This is a genomic window from Frigoribacterium faeni (assembly GCF_007988805.1).
GTDB lineage: Bacteria > Actinomycetota > Actinomycetes > Actinomycetales > Microbacteriaceae > Frigoribacterium > Frigoribacterium faeni.
Window position 1 is genome coordinate 1 of the sequence record NZ_BJUV01000045.1, and the last position, 19,509, is coordinate 19,509.

General features: G+C 72.8%; 20 protein-coding genes and 1 tRNA gene. 15 read left to right on the top strand and 6 right to left on the bottom strand.

Annotation, left to right across the window (positions count from 1 at the left end; translation table 11 throughout):
* The first annotated feature begins 119 nt into the window (after positions 1-119).
* The 12 genes from obgE (at position 120) to FFA01_RS14630 (ending at position 8,978) form a co-directional block, all read left to right on the top strand.
* Entirely contained in the window at positions 120-1,655 is a 1,536-nt protein-coding gene (obgE, locus tag FFA01_RS14575; protein WP_146856915.1) for a GTPase ObgE, read from the top strand.
* Complete coding sequence (gene proB, locus FFA01_RS14580; protein WP_146856916.1) at positions 1,652-2,476, top strand: glutamate 5-kinase; 825 nt, start codon at positions 1,652-1,654, stop codon at positions 2,474-2,476. Before obgE ends, proB begins: the two co-directional genes overlap by 4 nt.
* 10 nt (positions 2,477-2,486) lie before the next feature.
* Positions 2,487-3,755: a glutamate-5-semialdehyde dehydrogenase gene (locus FFA01_RS14585; protein ID WP_146856917.1), complete on the top strand. Its 1,269-nt coding sequence runs from the start codon at positions 2,487-2,489 to the stop codon at positions 3,753-3,755.
* A gap of 35 nt (positions 3,756-3,790) precedes the next feature.
* Positions 3,791-4,009, top strand: a complete 219-nt coding sequence (locus tag FFA01_RS14590) for a hypothetical protein (RefSeq protein ID WP_146856918.1) — start codon at positions 3,791-3,793, stop codon at positions 4,007-4,009.
* A 17-nt stretch (positions 4,010-4,026) separates the two neighbouring features.
* Positions 4,027-4,665: a nicotinate-nucleotide adenylyltransferase gene (gene nadD, locus FFA01_RS14595; protein ID WP_146856919.1), complete on the top strand. Its 639-nt coding sequence runs from the start codon at positions 4,027-4,029 to the stop codon at positions 4,663-4,665.
* Entirely contained in the window at positions 4,662-5,972 is a 1,311-nt protein-coding gene (locus FFA01_RS14600) for a hypothetical protein (RefSeq protein WP_146856920.1), read from the top strand. The genes nadD and FFA01_RS14600 overlap by 4 nt, the downstream gene beginning before the upstream one ends.
* Positions 5,973-6,011: 39 nt before the next feature.
* On the top strand, positions 6,012-6,392 hold the full coding sequence (gene rsfS, locus FFA01_RS14605; RefSeq protein WP_146856921.1) for a ribosome silencing factor: 381 nt from the start codon (positions 6,012-6,014) through the stop codon (positions 6,390-6,392).
* A gap of 39 nt (positions 6,393-6,431) precedes the next feature.
* Positions 6,432-7,124 carry an AAA family ATPase gene (locus FFA01_RS14610; protein WP_220478241.1) on the top strand — a complete coding sequence of 231 codons (693 nt, stop codon included), beginning with the start codon at positions 6,432-6,434 and terminating at the stop codon, positions 7,122-7,124.
* 131 nt (positions 7,125-7,255) lie between these two features.
* Positions 7,256-7,331: transfer RNA gene (locus tag FFA01_RS14615), tRNA-Ala, on the top strand.
* A 117-nt stretch (positions 7,332-7,448) separates the two neighbouring features.
* Positions 7,449-8,153 (top strand): general stress protein, encoded by a 705-nt coding sequence (locus tag FFA01_RS16355; RefSeq protein ID WP_146856923.1) that lies wholly within the window; start codon positions 7,449-7,451, stop codon positions 8,151-8,153.
* A gap of 103 nt (positions 8,154-8,256) precedes the next feature.
* Positions 8,257-8,535 (top strand): hypothetical protein, encoded by a 279-nt coding sequence (locus FFA01_RS14625; RefSeq protein ID WP_146856924.1) that lies wholly within the window; start codon positions 8,257-8,259, stop codon positions 8,533-8,535.
* Positions 8,532-8,978: a MarR family winged helix-turn-helix transcriptional regulator gene (locus FFA01_RS14630; RefSeq protein WP_146856925.1), complete on the top strand. Its 447-nt coding sequence runs from the start codon at positions 8,532-8,534 to the stop codon at positions 8,976-8,978. The genes FFA01_RS14625 and FFA01_RS14630 overlap by 4 nt, the downstream gene beginning before the upstream one ends.
* A gap of 25 nt (positions 8,979-9,003) precedes the next feature.
* Here the strand turns inward: FFA01_RS14630 and FFA01_RS14635 are convergent, their stop codons facing one another.
* Entirely contained in the window at positions 9,004-9,306 is a 303-nt protein-coding gene (locus FFA01_RS14635; protein WP_146856926.1) for a hypothetical protein, read from the bottom strand.
* Between the two features lie 216 nt (positions 9,307-9,522).
* On the opposite strand from FFA01_RS14635, the gene FFA01_RS14640 reads away from it, so the two are divergent.
* Positions 9,523-11,013: a fibronectin type III domain-containing protein gene (locus FFA01_RS14640; RefSeq protein WP_167627397.1), complete on the top strand. Its 1,491-nt coding sequence runs from the start codon at positions 9,523-9,525 to the stop codon at positions 11,011-11,013.
* Between the two features lie 27 nt (positions 11,014-11,040).
* Here the strand turns inward: FFA01_RS14640 and FFA01_RS14645 are convergent, their stop codons facing one another.
* On the bottom strand, positions 11,041-11,769 hold the full coding sequence (locus FFA01_RS14645) for a FadR/GntR family transcriptional regulator (RefSeq protein ID WP_146856928.1): 729 nt from the start codon (positions 11,767-11,769) through the stop codon (positions 11,041-11,043).
* A 213-nt stretch (positions 11,770-11,982) separates the two neighbouring features.
* On the opposite strand from FFA01_RS14645, the gene FFA01_RS14650 reads away from it, so the two are divergent.
* Entirely contained in the window at positions 11,983-13,374 is a 1,392-nt protein-coding gene (locus FFA01_RS14650) for a GntP family permease (RefSeq protein ID WP_146856929.1), read from the top strand.
* Positions 13,374-13,931 carry a gluconokinase gene (locus FFA01_RS14655; protein ID WP_146856930.1) on the top strand — a complete coding sequence of 186 codons (558 nt, stop codon included), beginning with the start codon at positions 13,374-13,376 and terminating at the stop codon, positions 13,929-13,931. The genes FFA01_RS14650 and FFA01_RS14655 overlap by 1 nt, the downstream gene beginning before the upstream one ends.
* Positions 13,932-14,028: 97 nt before the next feature.
* Here the strand turns inward: FFA01_RS14655 and FFA01_RS14660 are convergent, their stop codons facing one another.
* The 4 genes from FFA01_RS14660 to FFA01_RS14675 form a co-directional block, all read right to left on the bottom strand.
* Positions 14,029-14,502 (bottom strand): 2'-5' RNA ligase family protein, encoded by a 474-nt coding sequence (locus FFA01_RS14660; protein ID WP_167627398.1) that lies wholly within the window; start codon positions 14,500-14,502, stop codon positions 14,029-14,031.
* 164 nt (positions 14,503-14,666) lie between these two features.
* On the bottom strand, positions 14,667-15,206 hold the full coding sequence (locus FFA01_RS14665; protein WP_146856931.1) for a GNAT family N-acetyltransferase: 540 nt from the start codon (positions 15,204-15,206) through the stop codon (positions 14,667-14,669).
* Positions 15,207-15,332: 126 nt separating this feature from the next.
* A complete protein-coding gene (locus FFA01_RS14670; RefSeq protein ID WP_244289881.1) occupies positions 15,333-16,790 on the bottom strand; it encodes an MFS transporter in 1,458 nt (485 codons plus the stop codon).
* A gap of 73 nt (positions 16,791-16,863) precedes the next feature.
* Positions 16,864-19,428, bottom strand: a complete 2,565-nt coding sequence (locus FFA01_RS14675) for an ATP-dependent DNA ligase (RefSeq protein WP_146856932.1) — start codon at positions 19,426-19,428, stop codon at positions 16,864-16,866.
* Between the last annotated feature and the right edge of the window lie 81 nt (positions 19,429-19,509).

Consider the following 19,509-nt stretch of genomic DNA (forward strand, 5'->3'; position numbering starts at 1 on the left):
TGAGCCGGCCACCGGCACGGCGGCTGCTGTGACACACCGTATGGGCGAGCGTTGCTCGCCCATACGTGTTCGACCCGGGAGACCATCCCCGGCCCCCGAGACTGAAGAGACTGCACACCATGGCCACATTCGTCGACCACGTCACCCTGCACCTGCGCGCCGGCAACGGGGGTAACGGCTGCGTCTCCGTCAAGCGCGAGAAGTTCAAGCCGCTCGCCGGACCCGACGGCGGCAACGGCGGCCACGGCGGGGACATCGTCCTGGTCAGCGACACCGGGGTGACCACCCTCCTGGGCTTCCACCGCGCCCCGCACCGGTCGAGCGAGAACGGCGGCTTCGGCATGGGCGACCACCGCAGCGGCACCAACGGCGAGCTGCTCGAGCTGACCGTGCCGGTCGGCACGGTCGTCAAATCCGAGGACGGCACCGAGCTGATCGACATGGTCGAGCCCGGCATGCGGTTCGTGGCGGCCGAGGGCGGCATCGGCGGGCTCGGCAACGCGGCGCTCTCGTCGACCAAGCGCAAGGCGCCCGGCTTCGCCCTGCTCGGCACCCCCGGCTGGCAGGGCGACGTCCTGCTCGAGCTCAAGGTCGTCGCCGACATCGCCCTGGTGGGGTACCCCTCGGCCGGCAAGTCGAGCCTCGTCGCGGCCCTGTCGGCCGCCAAGCCGAAGATCGCCGACTACCCGTTCACCACCCTGCACCCCAACCTCGGCGTCGTGGAGTCGGGCTCGACCCGGTACACGATCGCCGACGTCCCCGGTCTCATCGAGGGCGCCAGCGAGGGCAAGGGGCTCGGGCTCGAGTTCCTCCGCCACGTCGAGCGCTGCTCCGCCCTGCTGCACGTGCTCGACTGCGCGACCCTCGACCCCGGTCGCGACCCGCTGACCGACCTCGACGTGATCCTCGCCGAGCTCGAGGCGTACCCGGTGCCGGAGGGGCAGCTGCCGCTCCTCGAGCGGCCCCAGCTGATCGCCCTGAACAAGGTCGACGTGCCCGACGGCCGTGAACTGGCCGACTTCGTCACCCCCGAGCTCGAGAAGCGCGGCTACAAGGTCTTCGAGATCTCGGCCGTGAGCCACGAGGGGCTGCGCAACCTCTCGTTCGCGCTGGCCGAGATCGTCGAGACCAGCCGGGCCGAGATCGCCGCCCGACCCGCGCCTCCTCGTCTGGTGATGCGGCCCCGCGCCGTCAACGAGAAGCCCTTCGTCATCCGCGTCGAGGGCGGGACGTACGGCAACGTCTACCGCATCCTCGGGCAGAAGCCCGAGCGCTGGGTCGTCCAGACCGACTTCAACAACGAGGAGGCCGTCGGCTACCTGGCCGACCGCCTCAACACGATCGGCGTCGAGGACGCCCTCTTCAAGGCCGGAGCCCAGGCCGGCTCCACCGTCGTGATCGGCCCCGAAGGCGGGATCGTGTTCGACTGGGAGCCCACGCTCACCTCCACCGCCGAGCTGATGACCAGCGCCCGGGGCACCGACCCCCGTCTGATCAAGAACGACCGGCCCACCCGCAACCAGCGCCGCGAGGAGTACTTCGAACGCATGGACGCCAAGGCCGAGGCCCGTGCCGAGCTGCAGCGCGAACGCGCGGCGGGCATCTGGACCGACGACGAGGGGTTCCTCGTGAAAGAGGGTGACGACGAGGCATGACCGGCGAGGGTCAGTCGCCCACGCGTCGGGAGCGGGCCCGCGTCGTCGACCGGGCCGGCATCGCCGTCGCCCGGCGCATCGTCGTGAAGGTCGGCTCGTCGTCGATCAGCGGTGACAACGCCGGGCAGATCGAGCCCCTCGTCGACGCGCTCGCCGCAGCCTACGGACGCGGCGCCGAGATCGTGCTGGTCTCGTCGGGCGCGATCGCCACGGGTCTGCCCCACCTGCGGCTCGACGCGCGTCCGACCGACCTGGCCACCCAGCAGGCCGCCGCGGCCGTCGGGCAGAACGTGCTCATCTACCGCTACCAGGAGAGCCTCCGCCGTTACTCGATCGTGGCCGGCCAGGTGCTCCTGACCGCGGGCGACATCCAGAACCCCACCCACCGCAGCAACGCGCAGCGGGCGATGGAGCGTCTGCTCGACCTGAGGATCCTGCCGATCGTCAACGAGAACGACACCGTCGCCACGCAGGAGATCCGCTTCGGCGACAACGACCGGCTGGCGGCCCTCGTGTCCAAGCTCGTGTCCGCCGACGCGCTCGTCCTGCTCAGCGACGTCGACGCGCTCTACACGCGGCCGCCGCACGAGCCCGGCGCGGTCACGATCGTCGACGTGCCGTTCGGCGACGACCTCGCCGGCGTGACCTTCGGCGACGCCGGTGCGGCGGGCGTCGGCACGGGCGGGGCCGGCACCAAGGTCGCGGCCGCGCGCTACGCGGCCGAGGCGGGCACGCCGGTGCTGATCACGTCGACGGCCAACGTGTCCCGGGCGCTCTCGGGCGAGGACGTCGGCACCTTCTTCGAGGCCGCGAAACCGTAAGATCGACGGCATGTCGATCACCGATGTCGCCGCCCCGTCGTTCGTCGAGAAGCTGTCCGCGGCGAAGGCCGCCTCGACGGTGCTCGCGACGCTGACGGCCGACCGGAAGAACGCGGCGCTCCGCGCCGTCGCCGGCGCGCTGCTGGCCGCCGAGAGCCGCATCGTCGAGGCCAACGAGCGCGACCTGGCCGCCGCCCGCGAGGCCGGCCTCTCCGCCTCGCTCCGCGACCGGCTGCGCCTCGACGGCGATCGTCTCGCCTCTCTCGCGGCCGCCACCGAGCTCGTCGCCACGCTGGTGGACCCGGTCGGAGAGACCGTGCGCGGCCGGGTGCTGCCCAACGGGCTGCGGCTCGATCAGATCCGCGTGCCGTTCGGCGTGGTCGGCGCGATCTACGAGGCCCGTCCGAACGTCACCGTCGACATCGCCGCGCTCGCCCTCAAGAGCGGCAACGCCGCCGTCCTCCGCGGCGGCAGTGCGGCGCTCCACACCAACGCGGTGCTGGTCGAGGTCCTGCAGGAGGCGCTGGTCGCCTCCGGTCTGCCCGCCCACGCCGTGGTGACCATCGACGAGTTCGGGCGCGAGGGGGCCACGAGCCTCATGACGGCGCGCGAGCACGTCGACGTGCTCGTGCCGCGGGGGAGCGCCGAGCTGATCCGGACGGTCGTCCGCGAATCGAGCGTCCCGGTGATCGAGACCGGGGCGGGCGTCGTGCACGTCTTCCTCGACGAGTCCGCCGAGCTCGAGATGAGCGTCGACATCGTGCTCGACGCGAAGACGACGCGCCCCAGCGTCTGCAACGCCCTCGAGACGCTGCTGGTCCACGAGGCCGCCGCACCGCGCCTCCTGCCTCCCGTCATCGCCGCGCTGCAGGCGGCCGGGGTCACCGTGCACGGCGACGAGCGCACCCGGTCGCTGGCCGACGGGGTCGTGGCCGCGACCGAGGCCGACTGGGCCGCCGAGTACATGAGCCTCGATCTCGCCGTGGCCGTCGTGCCCGACCTCGACGCCGCGACGGCGCACATCGCGCGGTGGTCGACCCACCACACCGAGTCCATCGTGACGAACGACCACGCCGCGGCCGAGCGCTTCCTCGCCGAGGTCGACAGCGCCGTGGTCATGGTCAACGCCTCGACGCGCTTCACCGACGGAGGGGAGTTCGGCTTCGGCGCCGAGGTGGGCATCTCGACCCAGAAGCTGCACGCGCGGGGCCCGATGGGGCTCGGCGAGCTGACCAGCAGCAAGTGGGTCGTGCGCGGCAGCGGTCAGGTGCGCGGCTAGACTGACCCGGATCGTCCTCTCGAAACGGAGTACCCATGCTCGACGTCACCCTGCTCGCCGCCGTCCACGAAGAACTGGCGCCCCTCATCGCGCCTCCGGTCGTGATCTCGCTGGTGTTCGGCGTCTTCTTCCTGTTCCTCGGGTTCGTCGTGTGGAGCTACCGCGACGTCTCGAACCGCAGCCCGCGCAAGGCCAAGACCCAGGAGCACAAGGCCGGGCCGATCGACGAGTACGGCCACCCCGAGTCGCACTGACGCGGGAGACGGACACGATGGTCGAGGCGGAGCGCTCGGTGTCGTCGGCGGGGGCCGGCGCCGGGAGTCGTCGTCGACCCCGCGTCGGGATCATGGGCGGCACGTTCGACCCGATCCACCACGGGCACCTGGTCGCCGCGAGCGAGGTCGCCCAGTCGTTCCACCTCGACGAGGTCCTCTTCGTCCCCACCGGGCAGCCGTACATGAAGACCGGCGTGACCGACGGCGAGCACCGCTACCTCATGACGGTCATCGCGACCGCCTCGAACCCGACCTTCACGGTCAGCCGGCTCGACATCGATCGCGAGGGGCCGACGTACACGATCGACACCCTGCGCGACGTCCGGGCGCAGCGACCCGACGCCGAGCTGTTCTTCATCACGGGCGCGGACGCCGTGACCCAGATCCTCGACTGGAAGGACGTCCAGGAGCTCTGGGATCTCGCCCACTTCGTGGCCGTCTCCCGTCCCGGGCACGACCTGACCGTTAGCGGATTGCCCGAGAGCGACGTAAGCTTGCTCGAAGTCCCCGCGCTGGCCATCTCCTCGACCGACTGCCGCGCCCGGGTCGCCCGCGACTTCCCGGTCTGGTACCTCGTCCCCGACGGAGTCGTCCAGTACATCTCCAAGCACCATCTGTATCGGAGCGTTGCATGAGTTCGTCCGCCGAACAGCCGCCACTCACCAGACGGCAGGTTCGCGACCTCGAGCGCGCGCGCGAGGCCGGGCGAGCCGTCACCGGCGCCGTGCCGGTGTCGTCCGAGCCGACGTCGTCCGCCCCGCAGGCCCCGGCCTCCGTGACATCGGCCCCGTCGCCGCTGTCCGTGCCGTCCCCGGTCCCCGGTCTGTCGCCCGCGACGGCCGCCGACGCCCCCGCCGCTCCGGTCAGGGCGGCGTCCGAACCGACCGACGCGTCGGCGACCGGTCTGAGCCCGGCATCGGTTCCCGCCCCCGCATCGGCGCCCGGCCGGGCGTCGGAGCCGAGCCCGGCCTCGACTCCCGCCCCGGCGTCCGCGGTCGGCCCCGAGCAGGGGCTCACCCGTCGTCAGCTGCGCGCTCTCCGCGACGCCGAGGCCGGGAAGGGCGCGGGTCCCGTCCCCCTCCAGGCACCCGGTCCGGAGCCGCGTCGCCCGCTGTCCGAGGCTCTCACCACCGTCGACGAGATCATCGCCCCGCTGGGCGCCGCCTCGACCGGTCCGTCCGCGCCCGCCGCATCGCGGGAGCCCACGGCCTCCGCGCCGGCACCCACCTCGGCCCCCGGGGTCTTCCCCCTGTCTCTCGACGACCGCGCCGCGACGTCATCGGCGGACACCCCCTCCTCGACGCCCGTGTCGCCGCTGCGACCCGCGTCCTTCGAGCGACGCGACGACGCCTCGACCGCCGCTCCGGTCGCGCCCGCCTCCGCCGTCCCGGCCCCTGCCGCGGCACCGGTCGCTCCGGCCCGCGCGTCGCAGACGACCGTGCCGGCCTCGGCTCCCGAGTCCAACGGATTCGTGCCGCCGGTGGGCCACTGGACCACCCAGAGCACCGAGCCCGACGGCGAGACGGCCCCTGGCCGGGCTCTCGGGACGCACACCGGCCAGACCAACGCCCTCATCCTGACCGATCAGCAGGTCGCCGATGTGACCGGCGCGTTGAACGCCACGGGCGAGATCATCATCACCGGCTCGATCGATCTGCCGCGGAGTCTCGGCGCCACCGGTTCGCAGGCTCGGGTCGACAGCGCCGACATCGACCGTCTGCTCGAGCAGGGCGACGCCGAGAACGCCGAGACCGACGCCGTCCCGGTGCGGGCCAGTCGCGCGATCAGCACGCACACGTCCACCCGTGCCGTCGTCCTCGCGGCCTCGCAGCCCAAGTCCAGCCGTCTGCCGTTGTACCTCGGCATCGGCGGGGGCATCATCGGAGCAGGTATCATCGGTGTGGTCGTCGCGGGTTTCGCGACCGGCATCCTGGGTCAGTGACCCTCCACCGCTTCCGCACCACCGACCTCTAAGGCATCCGTGACAGCCACTCCTCGCGCCATCGAGCTTCTGCAGATCGCGGCCCGCGCCGCCGACGACAAGCAGGCCGACGACCTCGTCGCGCTCGACGTCTCCGAGCCGCTGCCCCTGACCGACGTGTTCCTGCTGGCCTCGGGCCGCAGCGAGCGCAACGTGGTCGCGATCGCGGGCGAGGTCGAAGACAAGATGCTCGAGGCCGGGGTCAAGACCCTGCGCCGCGAGGGACGCGCCGAGGGGCGATGGATCCTCCTCGACTTCGGCGACATCGTCGTGCACGTCTTCCACGACGAAGACCGTCAGTACTACTCGCTCGAGCGCCTGTGGAGCGACTGCCCCACGATCCCGATCGAGCTGCCCGCCCCGGCCCAGAACGAGGCCTGAGGCTCCGCTCGACACTCCGACCCGATGATCGTCGAGCGCATGCACGTCCCCGTCGGGCTGGTCGACGACACGGCGGTCTGGCCCTACGACGTCCCGGCCGTCGCCGCACTGCTGGGCGAGGGCATCGCCCTCGAGGCTCCGGTCACGTTCCTGGTGGGCGAGAACGGGAGCGGGAAGTCGACTCTGGTCGAGGCCTTCGCCGAGGCCTGGGGTGCCGACGTGCGCGGAGGCACCAGCGGCCGCCGGTACTCCTCCGAGCTCGAGCGCTCGACCCTGGGCTCGACCATGCGGCTCGACCGGACCAGGCTCGGAGCGCGCATGGTCGGCGAACGGGCGGCCGGGTACTTCCTCCGCTCCGAGACGGCCCTCGACATGTTCACCCGGTACGAGAAGGCGTCGCCCGCCTATCTCGAGGTCAGTCACGGCGAGAGCTATCTCGAGGCCTTCGACTCGCACTTCCACGAGAAGGGCCTGTACATCCTCGACGAGCCGGAGGCGGCGCTCTCGTTCACGGCCTGCCTCCGGTTGATCGGAACGCTCGCCGACGTCGTCGAGGCGGGGGGACAGGTCCTCTGCGCGACCCACTCGCCGGTCCTGACCTCGATGCCCGGCGCGAGCATCCTCGAACTCGGTGACCACGGTGTGCGACGGGTCGACTGGGCGGACCTCGAGCTGGTGAGGCACTGGCGCGCATTCCTCGACGAGCCGGGCCGCTATCTGCGCCACCTGTGACGTCGGTGAGGGCCTGCCGTCGGGGGAGATGAGCGGGTCGCGACCGAGGTGGAGAACGGTGCTCGAAATCTGTAGTAGGGTAGACGAGTTGCTTCGAGAGGGGCAGCGAAGCACGAAGAGAAATCGAATACGGGTCTGTGGCGCAGCTGGTAGCGCACCTGCATGGCATGCAGGGGGTCAGGGGTTCGAGTCCCCTCAGATCCACCATCGAGAAGGCATCCGCTCAGCGGGTGCCTTTTCTTCTTCCTCCACGGTCGATCGACGTGTCTGGGAGCGCTCTGTGCAATCGCTCCACGCGAGGGGGCGACGCGGTAGAACTGAGCCATGAGTGACGACCAGCCCGGCCCCGGCAGCACCCCCGACCCGAACGCGACCCCCGCCTCCTCGGCTCCCGACTCGCGCCCCCGTCCCGCGTACGGCGAGTACGCACCGACGCCCGTCGGCGGAGACGCCCCCGCAGGCAGCACCCCGGACGCGGCGCCGGGCCGTCCCGGACCCGACACGCCTCCCCTCGCCGCGCAGTCGACCACGACCGTCGGCGCACCCGGCCCGCGGGGCACGGGTGCGTTCGCGGGGGACGGCCACCCGCAGACGCTCGCGACCTTCAGCCGCTACGAGGATGCGCAGGCGGCCGTCGATCTGCTCTCCGACCAGGGATTCCCGGTCGAGAGCGTCTCGATCGTCGGGCACGACATCCGCACCGTCGAGAACGTCTCGGGCCGCCTCACCAAGGGAGGAGCGGCCGCCCGCGGCGCCGGCGGCGGCGCCTGGTTCGGTCTCTTCCTCGGGCTGCTCTTCGGTCTCTTCGCCACGAACGTCGCGTTGATCGGCGTCCTGCTCGTCGCCGTCGGCGGCGGCGCGCTGTGGGGTGCCCTCTGGGGCTTCATCGGTCACGCCGCCCTCCGAGGTCGCCGCGACTTCGCGTCGACGAAGACGATGGAGGCCGGCAGCTACGAGGTGCTCGTGCGCGGCGAGCTGGCCACCCAGGCGCATCAGGTCCTGGCGCAGGGGCGCGGCATGACGCCCTGACCCGGCGCACGAACGAGGGACGGCCCGCCGCGGGAACGCGGCGGGCCGTCCGTGCGTTCGCAGGGATTTCATTGGTGCACAAATCATTGGTAGACTCACGATCGTGACACGACGCGACGACCACGAGCCCGCCCGCGACTACGAGAGCGGCAGCCGGTTCGGCGACCTCGTCGAGAGGCTGAATCGGCGCCTCCGCCCGTACATCGGCGCGGCTCAGCTAGGGGTCAAGAACGAGGCGCCCCTCGTGCGCCCGGCGGACGGCGGGGCCTGCCCGCTGTGCGGCGCCCCGATGGACGAGCACGTCGTCGACCGGTCCGGCGTGCGCACGATGGTGCACTGCCCCGAGACCGGGGTCGCCGACCCCTCCGCCGCGGCACGATGACCGCGACCGCGGGGTCGGCGGATCCCCTCGCCCTCGAGAGCCAGATCTGCTTCGCGCTCTCGGTGGCGTCACGCAGCGTCGTGGCGGCCTACCGGCCCGTGCTCGAGCCGATGGGGCTGACCCATCCGCAGTACCTGGTGATGCTCGCCCTCTGGCAGGGGCCCGCGCCGACCCTGCGTGATCTCGCGGCGACGCTCCGGCTCGATCCGGGCACGCTCTCCCCGCTGGTCAAGCGGCTCGAGGGGCAGGGGCTGGTGTCGAGGAGGCGCGGAGAGGCGGACGAACGGACCCTCACCATCGCGCTCACCTCCGAGGGGGCCGCGCTGCGCGCCGAGGCCGAGTCGATCCCCGAGCGCATGATGGCCCGCCTCGGCGTCGACCGAGACGAGCTCGTGCTGCTGCACCGGACCATGTCGAAGCTGATCGCCGCAGCGGAGGACTGACCCGCGCCTCCTCGGCAGCGCGGGCTCAGCGGAGCGGCGGCGGCACCGCGGTGCCGCGCGACCAGCTGACGTCGAGGGTGGTGGCGATCGCGCGGACGTCGAGCTCGGAGTGGAACGACTCCTGGAAGTGCCGCGCCGACCGCTCGTCCGAGACGACGACGTCGACCCGCAGCGATCCGAGGTCGTCGGTCACCAGGACGGGGCCGTCGCAGAACCGGACGAGGTACTGGTGCGCGGCGACCGGGATGCTCTCGTAGTGGCGACGCAGGCTCCGTTCGAGCAGTCGCACGGAGTGGATCCCGGCCGTCGGCTTCACTCGTGCGCTCATCGCGATCATCCGCCGATGATGCCGCGGCGAGGCGTCCACGGGGTGAACGGGGCGTGGCGAGAGGGTGCGGACCGTGACACCCGGACGGGTGAGGGGGCGGGTCATCCGACACGGCCGCGATCCACCCTGTCCTCCTGTTGGGGGACCTCGATGTCGGGCGGTACAGTCGCCTCTGGCGGCATCGACGCCGTGGTCGCTCGTCAGGAGAACACCCCCATGAAACGCATCGCCGGCATCGTCGTCCTCGCCGCCGCTCTGACCGTCACCGCCGCCGTGCCGGCCGTCGCCGCCCCCGGTCCGTCCGTGGTCGTCGTCTCCGGGTCGCCCAGCGCCAAGGCGACCGCCGCCGCGAAGCCGACCGTCGCCGCGAAGGCCGCCGCCGCGAGGGCCGCCGCCGCGAAGGCCGCTGCCGCCGCGAAGGCTGCTGCCGCGAAGGCCCCGGCGACGAAGGCCACCGCCACGGCGCCGTCGTCTCCGCGCTCCGTGACGGCCACGGCCTCGGGCGCCTCCGGGGTCGTCGTCCGCTGGAAGGCCTCGGCCACCAGCGGCACCGGCGCCCTCGCCGGGTACTCGGTGACGCTCGTGTCGAGCGGCGGACGGGCCGTCGGGCGCACCGTGTGGGTCGGACCCGCGGCGACGACGGCGACGCTCTCCGGCCTGACTCCCGGCTCGGCGGCCCGCATCGACGTCAAGGCCTGGAACAAGGCCGTGTCGAGCTCGGCCGTGCGGGTCTGGTTCACGCCCGCGGCGACCCCGGTCGACACGGGCACGGCGATCTTCGCGGTGACGGGCGGGCGGATCGTCGCGTTCCCGACGGTCGACTCCGCCCCCGTCGACGTGGCCGCCGCCCCGGCCGCTCCCGGCGGCTACGACGTGGCCGCGAACGGCGACGTCACCGTGCTCGACAGCGCGGCCGGGACCCTGGTCCGCCACCCGGCCACGCACGCCCCGGCGGTCACGGTCGCCTCGGGCCTGGTCGGCGCGAAGGAGCTGCACCTCGGTCCGGCCGGTCAGGCCTACCTGCTGACCTCGGGCGGCGGTCTCGTCGAGGTCGCCGCCGACGGCACGCGTCGCACGATCGCCGCGTCGTTCCCGTCGGCGCCCCTCCAGCTGTCGGTGCGTCCGAACGGCGACGTCGTCGTGCTGTACACGAGCGCGCTGCGCACCTACCCGCACGGTGGCGGCGCCCCGACCGAGGCGGCCTTCACGCAGGGCACCGCGCGTCTGAACGACATCGTCGCCGGCGCCGCATCCACCACGTACTACGAGAGCAACAGCGGGGGCGCGGTCGGGCTCCAGTTCTGGGGCGTCGACGACGGCTCCGGCACGGCGGGCGGGGTGGGCTCGACGACGAGCCGCACGACGTACGCAGCGGGCGGCTACGGACTCGACGGCTCGTTCCACTCGCTGCAGGCGGCGCAGTTCTGCCTGCCGTTCCCCGGCCCCGGGCCGGCCTGCTCCGTCGACCTGGCGGCGAAGGACCTCATCGTCACCTCCGCGAGCGGCGTCAAGACGGTGCTGCCCGCGACGGGGGTGGCCCTGCAGAGCACGACCCGGCCCGGCAGCCTCGCGGCCGACGGCGACGGCGCGGTCTACCTGGGTCTGGACAGCGGTGCGACGCCCGGTCTCTGGGCGTTCGCCCCCTCGGGAGGCACGGCGCGCCTCCTCGAGGCCGGCTCGTTCACGGACGTCCAGGTCGTCGACTGATGTCGGGACGGACCGGCCGGGCGGACGTCAGCGCCCGGCCGACCGGCCCTCGTCGACGAACTCGTCGACCGTGGCGGCGATCAGCTCGTAGGCGGTCCGGAACGCGGTGTCCGCGTCGCCGGCCACGAGGGCGTCGGCCAGGGCGTGGTGCCGTGCGGCGCTGGCCGGCGTGTAGTCGGTGATCGTGAAGCGCTTCTCCTCGACGCGCGTGCGGAGCAGAGCCTCGACGGTGGTGGCGAAGTGGCCGATCACCGCGTTGCCCGAGCCGTGCAGGATGGCGGTGTGGAACGCGATGTCGGCCTCGAGGTACCGCCGGCCGTCGCCGGAGGTTCCGGCGTCCACCATCGTGTCGGCCGCCTGCTGCACGAGCGCCGTCTGCAGCGGGTCGAGCCGGGTCGCGCTCAGACGCGCGGCGACCGGCTCGAGCCCGAGTCGCAGCTCGAGGAGCTCGCGCATCTGCGTGTAGTACTCGGGGCCCCGCCCGCGCCAGACGATGATCTGGGGGTTCATCAGATCCCACGACGTGCGCGGCAGCACCTGGGTGCCCACGCGCTGCCGGGGCTCGACCATGCCGAGCGACTGCAAGACGCGGAGGGACTCGCGGAGGACCGAGCGCGACACCGAGAAGCGGACGGCCAGAGCGTCGAGGTTCAGGATGGAACCCTGCTCGAGGCGACCGTCGACGATCTCCTGACCGAGGACGTCGACGACCTGGGCGTGGAGGCCGCGCTCGCGAGAGGACTGGAGACCGGGCATCGTCGTGGACTCCTGAGGATCGGGGCGAGGGCGCCTTGCCGGAGCGGCCGCCGTATGGCAGACTCCATAAATCTGATTATTCACACTAATCAGATCGACTCGCGCCACCAGACTGCCAGATCGAGCGGTCGGCGTGCGCGAGCGTCAACCCGTGAGCACCATCCCACCTGACGAAGAGGTCGCAGCGACGCGTCCTCGGAAGGACGCGACAGCATGAACCTGATCGCTGCGGCCACCGCCGCCCCCACGCCCTCGGGCAGCGACGCGCAACTGATCATCGCGGCCCTCGTGGGCATCGCCGTGATCGTGACGCTCATCACCTGGCTGAAGGTGCATCCGTTCCTCGCCCTGCTGCTCGGCGCCGTCGGCGTCGGGATCGGCGCGGGCCTGGCCCCGGGCGACGCCGTGACCAGCTTCGGCACCGGATTCGGGTCGACCATGACGAGCGTCGGCATCCTCATCGGGCTGGGCGCCATGTTCGGCAAGCTGCTCAGCGACTCCGGGGGAGCGGACCGCATCGTCGACACGCTCATCTCGCGGTCGTCGCAGAAGGCGCTGCCGTGGGTGATGGCCCTGATCGGCGCCCTGATCGGTCTGCCGATGTTCTTCGAGGTCGGCCTCGTGCTGCTGATCCCGGTCATCGTGCTCGTCGCCCGTCGCTCGGGCCTGCCCCTGATGCGCATCGCGATCCCCGCGCTCGCCGGCCTCTCGGCGATGCACGCGCTGGTCCCGCCGCACCCCGGCCCGCTGCTCGCCGTCTCGACCGTCGGGGCGGACCTCGGTCTGACCCTCGGGCTCGGCGTGCTCGTCGCGATCCCGACCGTCATCGTCGCCGGGCCGCTCTTCTCGAAGCTCGCGGCGAAGTGGGCCCCCGTGCCGGTGCCCGACCTGTTCCTGTCGAAGGAGGAGGACGGCGGCGAGGGCTCGACGCGGCGTCGACCGACCTTCGTCAACGCCCTCATCGGCATCCTGCTCCCCGTCGCCCTCATGCTCGCGCGCTCGATCCGCGAGGCGGCCCTGCCCGCCGCCACCGGCACCTGGGTCGACCTGCTCGAGTTCCTCGGCACGCCCATGGTCGCCCTGACCGTGGCCCTGCTGTACGCGATGGTCTTCTACGCACGCGGCGGCGGGATGGACAAGGCGGCGGTCTCGAAGACCCTCGGCTCCTCCCTGCCCGACGTCGCGGGCATCCTGCTGATCGTGGGCGCCGGCGGTGGATTCAAGCAGGTGCTGATCGACACCGGGATCGGCACGGTGATCGGAGACGCCGTCTCCGAGTCGGGCGTGAGCGTCCTGCTCGTCGCCTGGTTCGTCGCCGCCCTCGTCCGCGTCGCGACCGGCTCGGCCACCGTCGCCACGGTGACCGCGGCCGGCATCATGGCCCCGCTCGCCGAGGGCATGTCGACGCCCGAGGCCTCGCTGCTGGTGCTCGCGATCGGCGCCGGTTCCGTGTTCCTGTCGCACGTCAACGACGCCGGGTTCTGGCTGATCAAGGAGTACCTCGGCACCACCGTCGGTCAGAACCTCAAGACCTGGGGGCTCATGGAGTGCGTCCTCAGCGTCACGGCCCTCGCCGGGGTCATGCTCGCGAGCGTGTTCGTCTGATGGCCGTCATCGAGAACGTGACGGGCGCCTCCTCGGCCCCCGGTCCGTACGCCGCCGACCCGGTCCTGGTCGTCATGGGGGTGTCCGGGTCGGGCAAGTCGACCCTCGCCGCCCTGCTCGCCGAGCAGCTCGGCTGGGACTTCTACGAGGGCGACGACCTGCACCCCGACGAGAACGTGGCGAAGATGGCCGCGGGCACGCCTCTGGACGACGACGACCGGGCCCCCTGGCTCGACACGGTGTCGTCGTGGATCATCGAGCACGCCATGGCGGGTGTGCCGGGCGTGATCACCTGCTCGGCGCTGAAGCGCAAGTACCGCGACGTGCTCCGCGAGCACAACGTCGTCTTCGTCTACCTGCGCGGCACGCGCGAGATGCTCGGGGATCGGATGGCCGCGCGTGAGGGGCACTTCATGCCCACGACGCTGCTCGACTCGCAGGTGGCGACGCTCGAGCCGCCGGAGGCCGACGAGCGGCACGTCGTCGTCGACGCCGGCCGTGCGCCCGAGGACGAGGTCGACGACGTGATCCGCCTGCTGGGCCTCACGCGCGCCTGACACGCGGCTCGATCGGGTGTCTCTCCGGCGGCGCCCTCCGTCGACCGACGGCGGGCGTCGTCGGGCCGCTCGTCGCGACGTCGAACGGGGCGGCGGGCTACGCGGGGGCGCCGGCGAGCGACGTGACGGCCGTGACCGTCGCCTGGTCGCGGTCGGTGTCGACGACGGCGAGGTGGTCGAGGATGAGCACGGCCCCGACCGCCAGCGCCGCCTCCCTCGTGGCGGTGACGTGCGGCCGGTAGCCGGCGCCGTTGAAGTCCGGATCGACGGGGGACCAGCCGAGCGACTCGAGCTCGACCACGAGTCTCGCGTGCAGCTCGGCGAGCAGCTCGGGCTCGATCAGCGCGACCGGCACGTCGCGGTTCCGACCGAAGCGGGCCGACGCGCCCACCGCCGTCGGCACGGGCTGGGTGATCGCGGCCACGGACGCCACGGCCTCCTCCACCGCTCGGCGGCCCGAGAGGCAGGTGAAGGGAGGCACCACCGTCGCGTGCAGAGGGAACCGCTCGACCGCGTGGCGGTCTCCGACGGCGAGGGGTTCGATCGGGGCGATGATGACGAGGGGCGGCACGCGCGCCACGCTACCCGCGGGCGCCCGCGCGGCGTCCGTGCTGCGCCCGTGCGGTGTCGGCGCGGCCGCGGCCGGATCGCACCGGGTTCCGTGCGCCGCACCGGATCGAGACGCGGTGCGGAGCGCGGAACGCGGTGCGATGCGCTCCGTGCGGGATGCGGAGCTCAGGAGGCGCGGGTCAGCCGGTAGAGGACGTGCGGCGCGAGCGGGTGGCCGGCCTCCAGCCCCGGGTGGACGAAGTCGTCGGCGGTGTCGTGCGGCATGCCGATCCGGCGCATGACCCGGCGCGAGGGTTCGTTGACGGCCGCGGTGAAGCTGATCAGCGCGTCGAGGTCCGCGCCGTCGGGGTCGAACGCGAACCGGGCGGCCTCGCGGGCGGCCTCGGTCGCGAAGCCCCGGCCCCAGGCCTCGCGCGCGAGGCGCCAGCCGATCTCGACCTGATCGGCGAGCGCCGGGTCGAACGAGGGGCGTGACAGTCCCACGAATCCGATGAACGCCGCGGTGTCCCGTCGTTCGACGGCCCAGAGGCCGAAGCCCCGCGCCTCGATCCCGGCGTCGAGCCGGTCGATCATCGCGTCGCTCCCCTCGCGCGTCAGCACCGAGGGGAAGTAGCGCATCACCTCGGGGTCGGCGTTCAGGGCGGCGAACGGCTCGCGGTCGGAGTCGCGCCAGCGGCGCAGCAGCAGGCGGTCGGTGGTGAGCACCCGTCGACGCTACCGGGTCGGCCGGAGCGGGCACGGCACCACGAGAGGGGCACGGCGCCACGAGATCGTCTGGCGCCGTGCCCATCTCGTGGTGCCATGGCCGACGCGGGAGGATGTCACGGATTCTCAGGAGGCGCGGGCCCGGCCCCGCAGGCCGACGAACGAGACCAGCGCGCTCGCCCCGAGCAGCACGGCGACCACGATCACGACGCGATGGAACCCGCCGACCGTCAGCGCGCCTCCGGTGATGACGCCCAGGAACGCGACGGCGACCAGCCCGGCGACCCGCGAGATCGCGTTGTTGACCGCGGACGCGATGCCCGACTGCGCCGTCGGGATGCGCGACAGCACGGTCGAGGTCAACGGCGCCACCGTCACCGACAGGCCGAACCCGAACAGCACGACCCCCGGCACGATCTGCCACCAGACGTCGATCGGGTCGCGCACCAGCAGCATCCAGAGGAACCCGCCGGCGGTGATCAGCGGACCGGCCGTCATGAACAGGCGCGGGCCGTGGCGGGCGGCGAGCGTGCCGAACAGGGTCGAGAACAGCAGCGAGACGATCGTCGTCGGCAGCGTGACGAGCCCGGCGAGCGTGGCGGGCAGGCCGGCGAGCTCCTGGACGACCAGCGGGATGGTCAGGGTCCCGAGGTTGAGCGCGGCGTAGACGCCGACCGTCGCGAGGTTGCCGACGGTGAACGCGCGGGTGCGGAACAGCGTGAGGGGCATCATCGGGGCGGGCGCGCGGCGCTCCCACCAGACGAAGGCGGCGAGCGCGATCAGCCCGCCCACGAGCGGCGTGACGACGAACCAGGCGCCGAAGCCGATCCGCTGCCCCTCGATGAGCGCGAAGACCGGCCCGGCGAGGCCCACGGCGGCCAGCACGGCGCCCGTCACGTCGATGCGCGCCGGCGCTCCCGCCGAGCCGCGGTGGGCGTCGCCGGGGAGGCGCGTCATCAGCAGCAGGGTCAGCACGACGGGCACGACCACCACGCCGAAGACCCAGCGCCAGCCGACCGTGTCGACGAGGGCGCCGCCGGTGAGCGGGCCGATCAGGAACGCGACGCCGGTCCAGGCGGTCCAGCTGCCGATGGCCCGGCCCTGGGCCGGGCCGCTGAAGGTCGAGGTGATCAGCGCCAGGCTGCTCGGCACGAGCAGGGCGGCGGCGACGCCCTGCAGGGCGCGGGCCGCGATCAGCAGGCCGGGGTCCGGCGCGAGGGCGGCGAGCACGCTGGTGACGGCGAAGGCGATCAGGCCCGCCCGCAGCACCCGCACCCGACCGAACGTGTCGCTGAGCGAGCCCGCCACGAGCATCAGCGAACCGAGCGCGAGCAGGTAGGCGTCGACCACCCACTGCTGCAGGGCGAGATCGGCGCCGTCGGCTCCGGTGCCGGCGATCGCGCCTCCACCGCCGAGCTCGCGGGCGATCGCGGGGAGGGCGACCGTGACGATGGAGCCGTCGAGGAACGCCACGAACGATGCGAGCACGGCGACGACGAGCACGATCCGCCGCCCGCGCAGGCTCGCGGCAGCGGGGGCGGCGCCGTCGTCGGTCCCTCGGGACCCGGGGTCGGGGGTGCTCACGGCAGAACGCTCATGCTGCACTCAACACCCCGGCCCGCCCGATCGGTACCCGGGCACCGCGGGGGAGCGCCCGTCACCCCTCGCGCACGACGTCGTCCGGCGACTTGTCGGGCCGCCAGCCGCGCCAGCTCGGCTGCCGCAGCCGCCCGGTGGAGGTCCATTCGGCGATCGAGACCTCGCCCACCCGCGACGGCGTCACCCAGTGCGCGTCCCGTGCGTCGGCCGCCGGCACGCCGACCAGCGGGCTGGTCTTCCGGGCCGCGGCCCGCAGTGACGGCAGCAGCTCGTCGAGCTCGCGATCGCTGAACCCCGTGCCGACCCGCCCGACGTACTGCAGGCCGTCGTCGCCCGGAACCCCCATCAGCAGCGACCCGACCCCGTCGGCCCGTCGTCCCGCGCCGGGGCGCCAACCGGCGATCACGACCTCCTGCGTCTGGTGGTGCTTCATCTTGATCCAGGCCCGTGAGCGGCGGCCGGCGCTGTACGTGGCGTCGCGACGCTTGGCGACGACCCCCTCGAGGCGCAGCCGCTTCGACGTGGCGACCGCCGCCTCCAGGTCGCCGTCGAAGGCCGGGGGCACGTCGACGGCGCCGCCGCTCTCGACGATCCGCTCGAGCACCTCGCGTCGCGCGTCGTACTCGTCCTTCACCAGGGATCGCCCCTCGGCCCGCATGACGTCGAACAGCAGCAGCTTGACCGGGGCGCCCGTCGCCACCCGGGCCACGTCGCGCGCCCGCGTCAGGCCCATCCGCGTCTGGAGCAGACCGAAGTCGGGGCGACCCTTCTCGTCGACGGCCACGATCTCGCCGTCGAGCACCGCGCCTCCCTCGCCGTCGACGCGCTCGGCGAGCACCTGCAGCTCGGGGTAGGCGGGGGTGAGGTCGTTGCCGTTGCGGCTGGTGAGCGTGACGGCGCCGTCGTGCACGACCGCCACGGCGCGGATGCCGTCCCACTTCATCTCGAAGGCCCACTCGCCCTCGGACACGTCGTGGGCGTCGCCGGTCGTCGCCAGCATCGGGGCGACGCCCTCCGGTGCGGGCGACTCCCGCCTCCTGCTGCGAGCCGAGGAGGCGCGGCCCGACTTCCCGGGGGAGCCGCCGGTCCCGTGCGCCGTGCGTGAGGAGTCGCCGACCCGCGACCTGCCGCCGTGGCCGCCGTGGCCGCCGGCGGAGCCCGCGCCGTGAGCGCCGTGGCCGCCGTCCTCCGTGTCGTCCTTCATCCGATGGATCAGCCAGTTGGACTCGGCCCGTCCGCCGCCGTGCCCGGTGTGGATCAGCGCCACGCGCCGGGTGCCCCGCTGCTCGCCGTGCAGCACGACGATCACCTCCGCCCCGTCGCGCCACTTCTCGAGGTCGTACTCGCCCGAATCCCAGATCGTGACCTCGCCGGCGCCGTATTCGCCCGTCGCGATGGTGCCCTCGAAGTCGCCGTACTCGAGCGGGTGGTCCTCGGTCTGCACGGCGAGGTGGTTGACGCCCGGGTCGTCGGGCTCGCCTTTCGGCAGGGCCCAGCTGACCAGCACGCCGTCGTGCTCGAGGCGGAAGTCCCAGTGCAGCGAGCTCGCGTGGTGCTCCTGGATGACGAAGCTGCGGCCGTCGGTCGAGGCGGGTGCCTCGGCGGGCACCGGCTCGGCGGTCTTCGACGCGTCGCGCTTCGAGCGGTAGACCTCGAGGCGGTCGCGTCGCTTCTCGCCGGGGTCGTGGTCGGGCGCCTCCGTGTTGCGGAAGTCCTCGCCGAGCTCGCCGGAGGGCACCGGCACGTGCGCCGACACGTCGGCCAGCGGGTCGCCCCGGCGCTTCAGTCGCGACAGCACCTCGGTGTACTCGAGCTGCTTCAGCGAGGCCGAGGCGAGCTCGCGCCAGGTGCGCGGCATCGCCACCGTCGGCCGGGACCGCCCGCGCAGCGAGTACGGCGCGACCGTCGTCTTGTTGCCGTTGTTCTGCGACCAGTCGAGCAGCACCTTGCCGCGCCGATCGGCCTTGCCCATGGTGCTGAGCACGAGGTCGGGGTGGTCGGCCTCCATCGCGCGGGCCAGCTCGTGGGCGACCTCGCTCACCTGTGCGCTGGTCTGCTTCCCGTCGAGCCGGGCGTAGAGGTGCACGCCCTTGCTGCCGCTCGTCACGGGCATCAGCTCGAGACCCATGCCCTCGACGATCGGCCGCAGCTCGCGGGCGACCGCCACGCACTCGGCGAGCCCGACGCCCTCGCCCGGGTCGAGGTCGAGCACGAGCCGGTCGGGGTTGCGCTCGGCCCCCTTCGGTCCGAACCGCCACTGCGGCACGTGCACCTCGAGCGCGGCGACCTGAGCGAGCCAGGTGAGCGTCGCGAGGTCGTTCACCATCGGGTACGCGTTCGCGTGGTCCTTGTGCTCGATGGTGTGCCGGGCGACCCAGTCGGGCGCGGAATCGGGCAGGTTCTTCTCGAAGAACACCTCGCCGTCGACCCCGTTCACCCAGCGTTTGCGGGTGGCCGGTCGGCCTTCGACGTGCGGCAGCATCCACTCGGCGACCGCGGCGTAGTAGCCCAGCACGTCGGCCTTCGTGGTGCCCGCGTCGGGGTAGAGCACCTTGTCGAGATTGGTGAGCGCCAGACGGTGCCCGCCGACCTCGACGGTCTCGCTGCGTCCCTTGCCCGCCATCGCGCGCCTCCTGCCGTTCGTGTGCTTCTCGTTCTACCCGGCTGCGGCGGGTCCGTGTCCTCGGCGGCGGGCCGGCGCCGA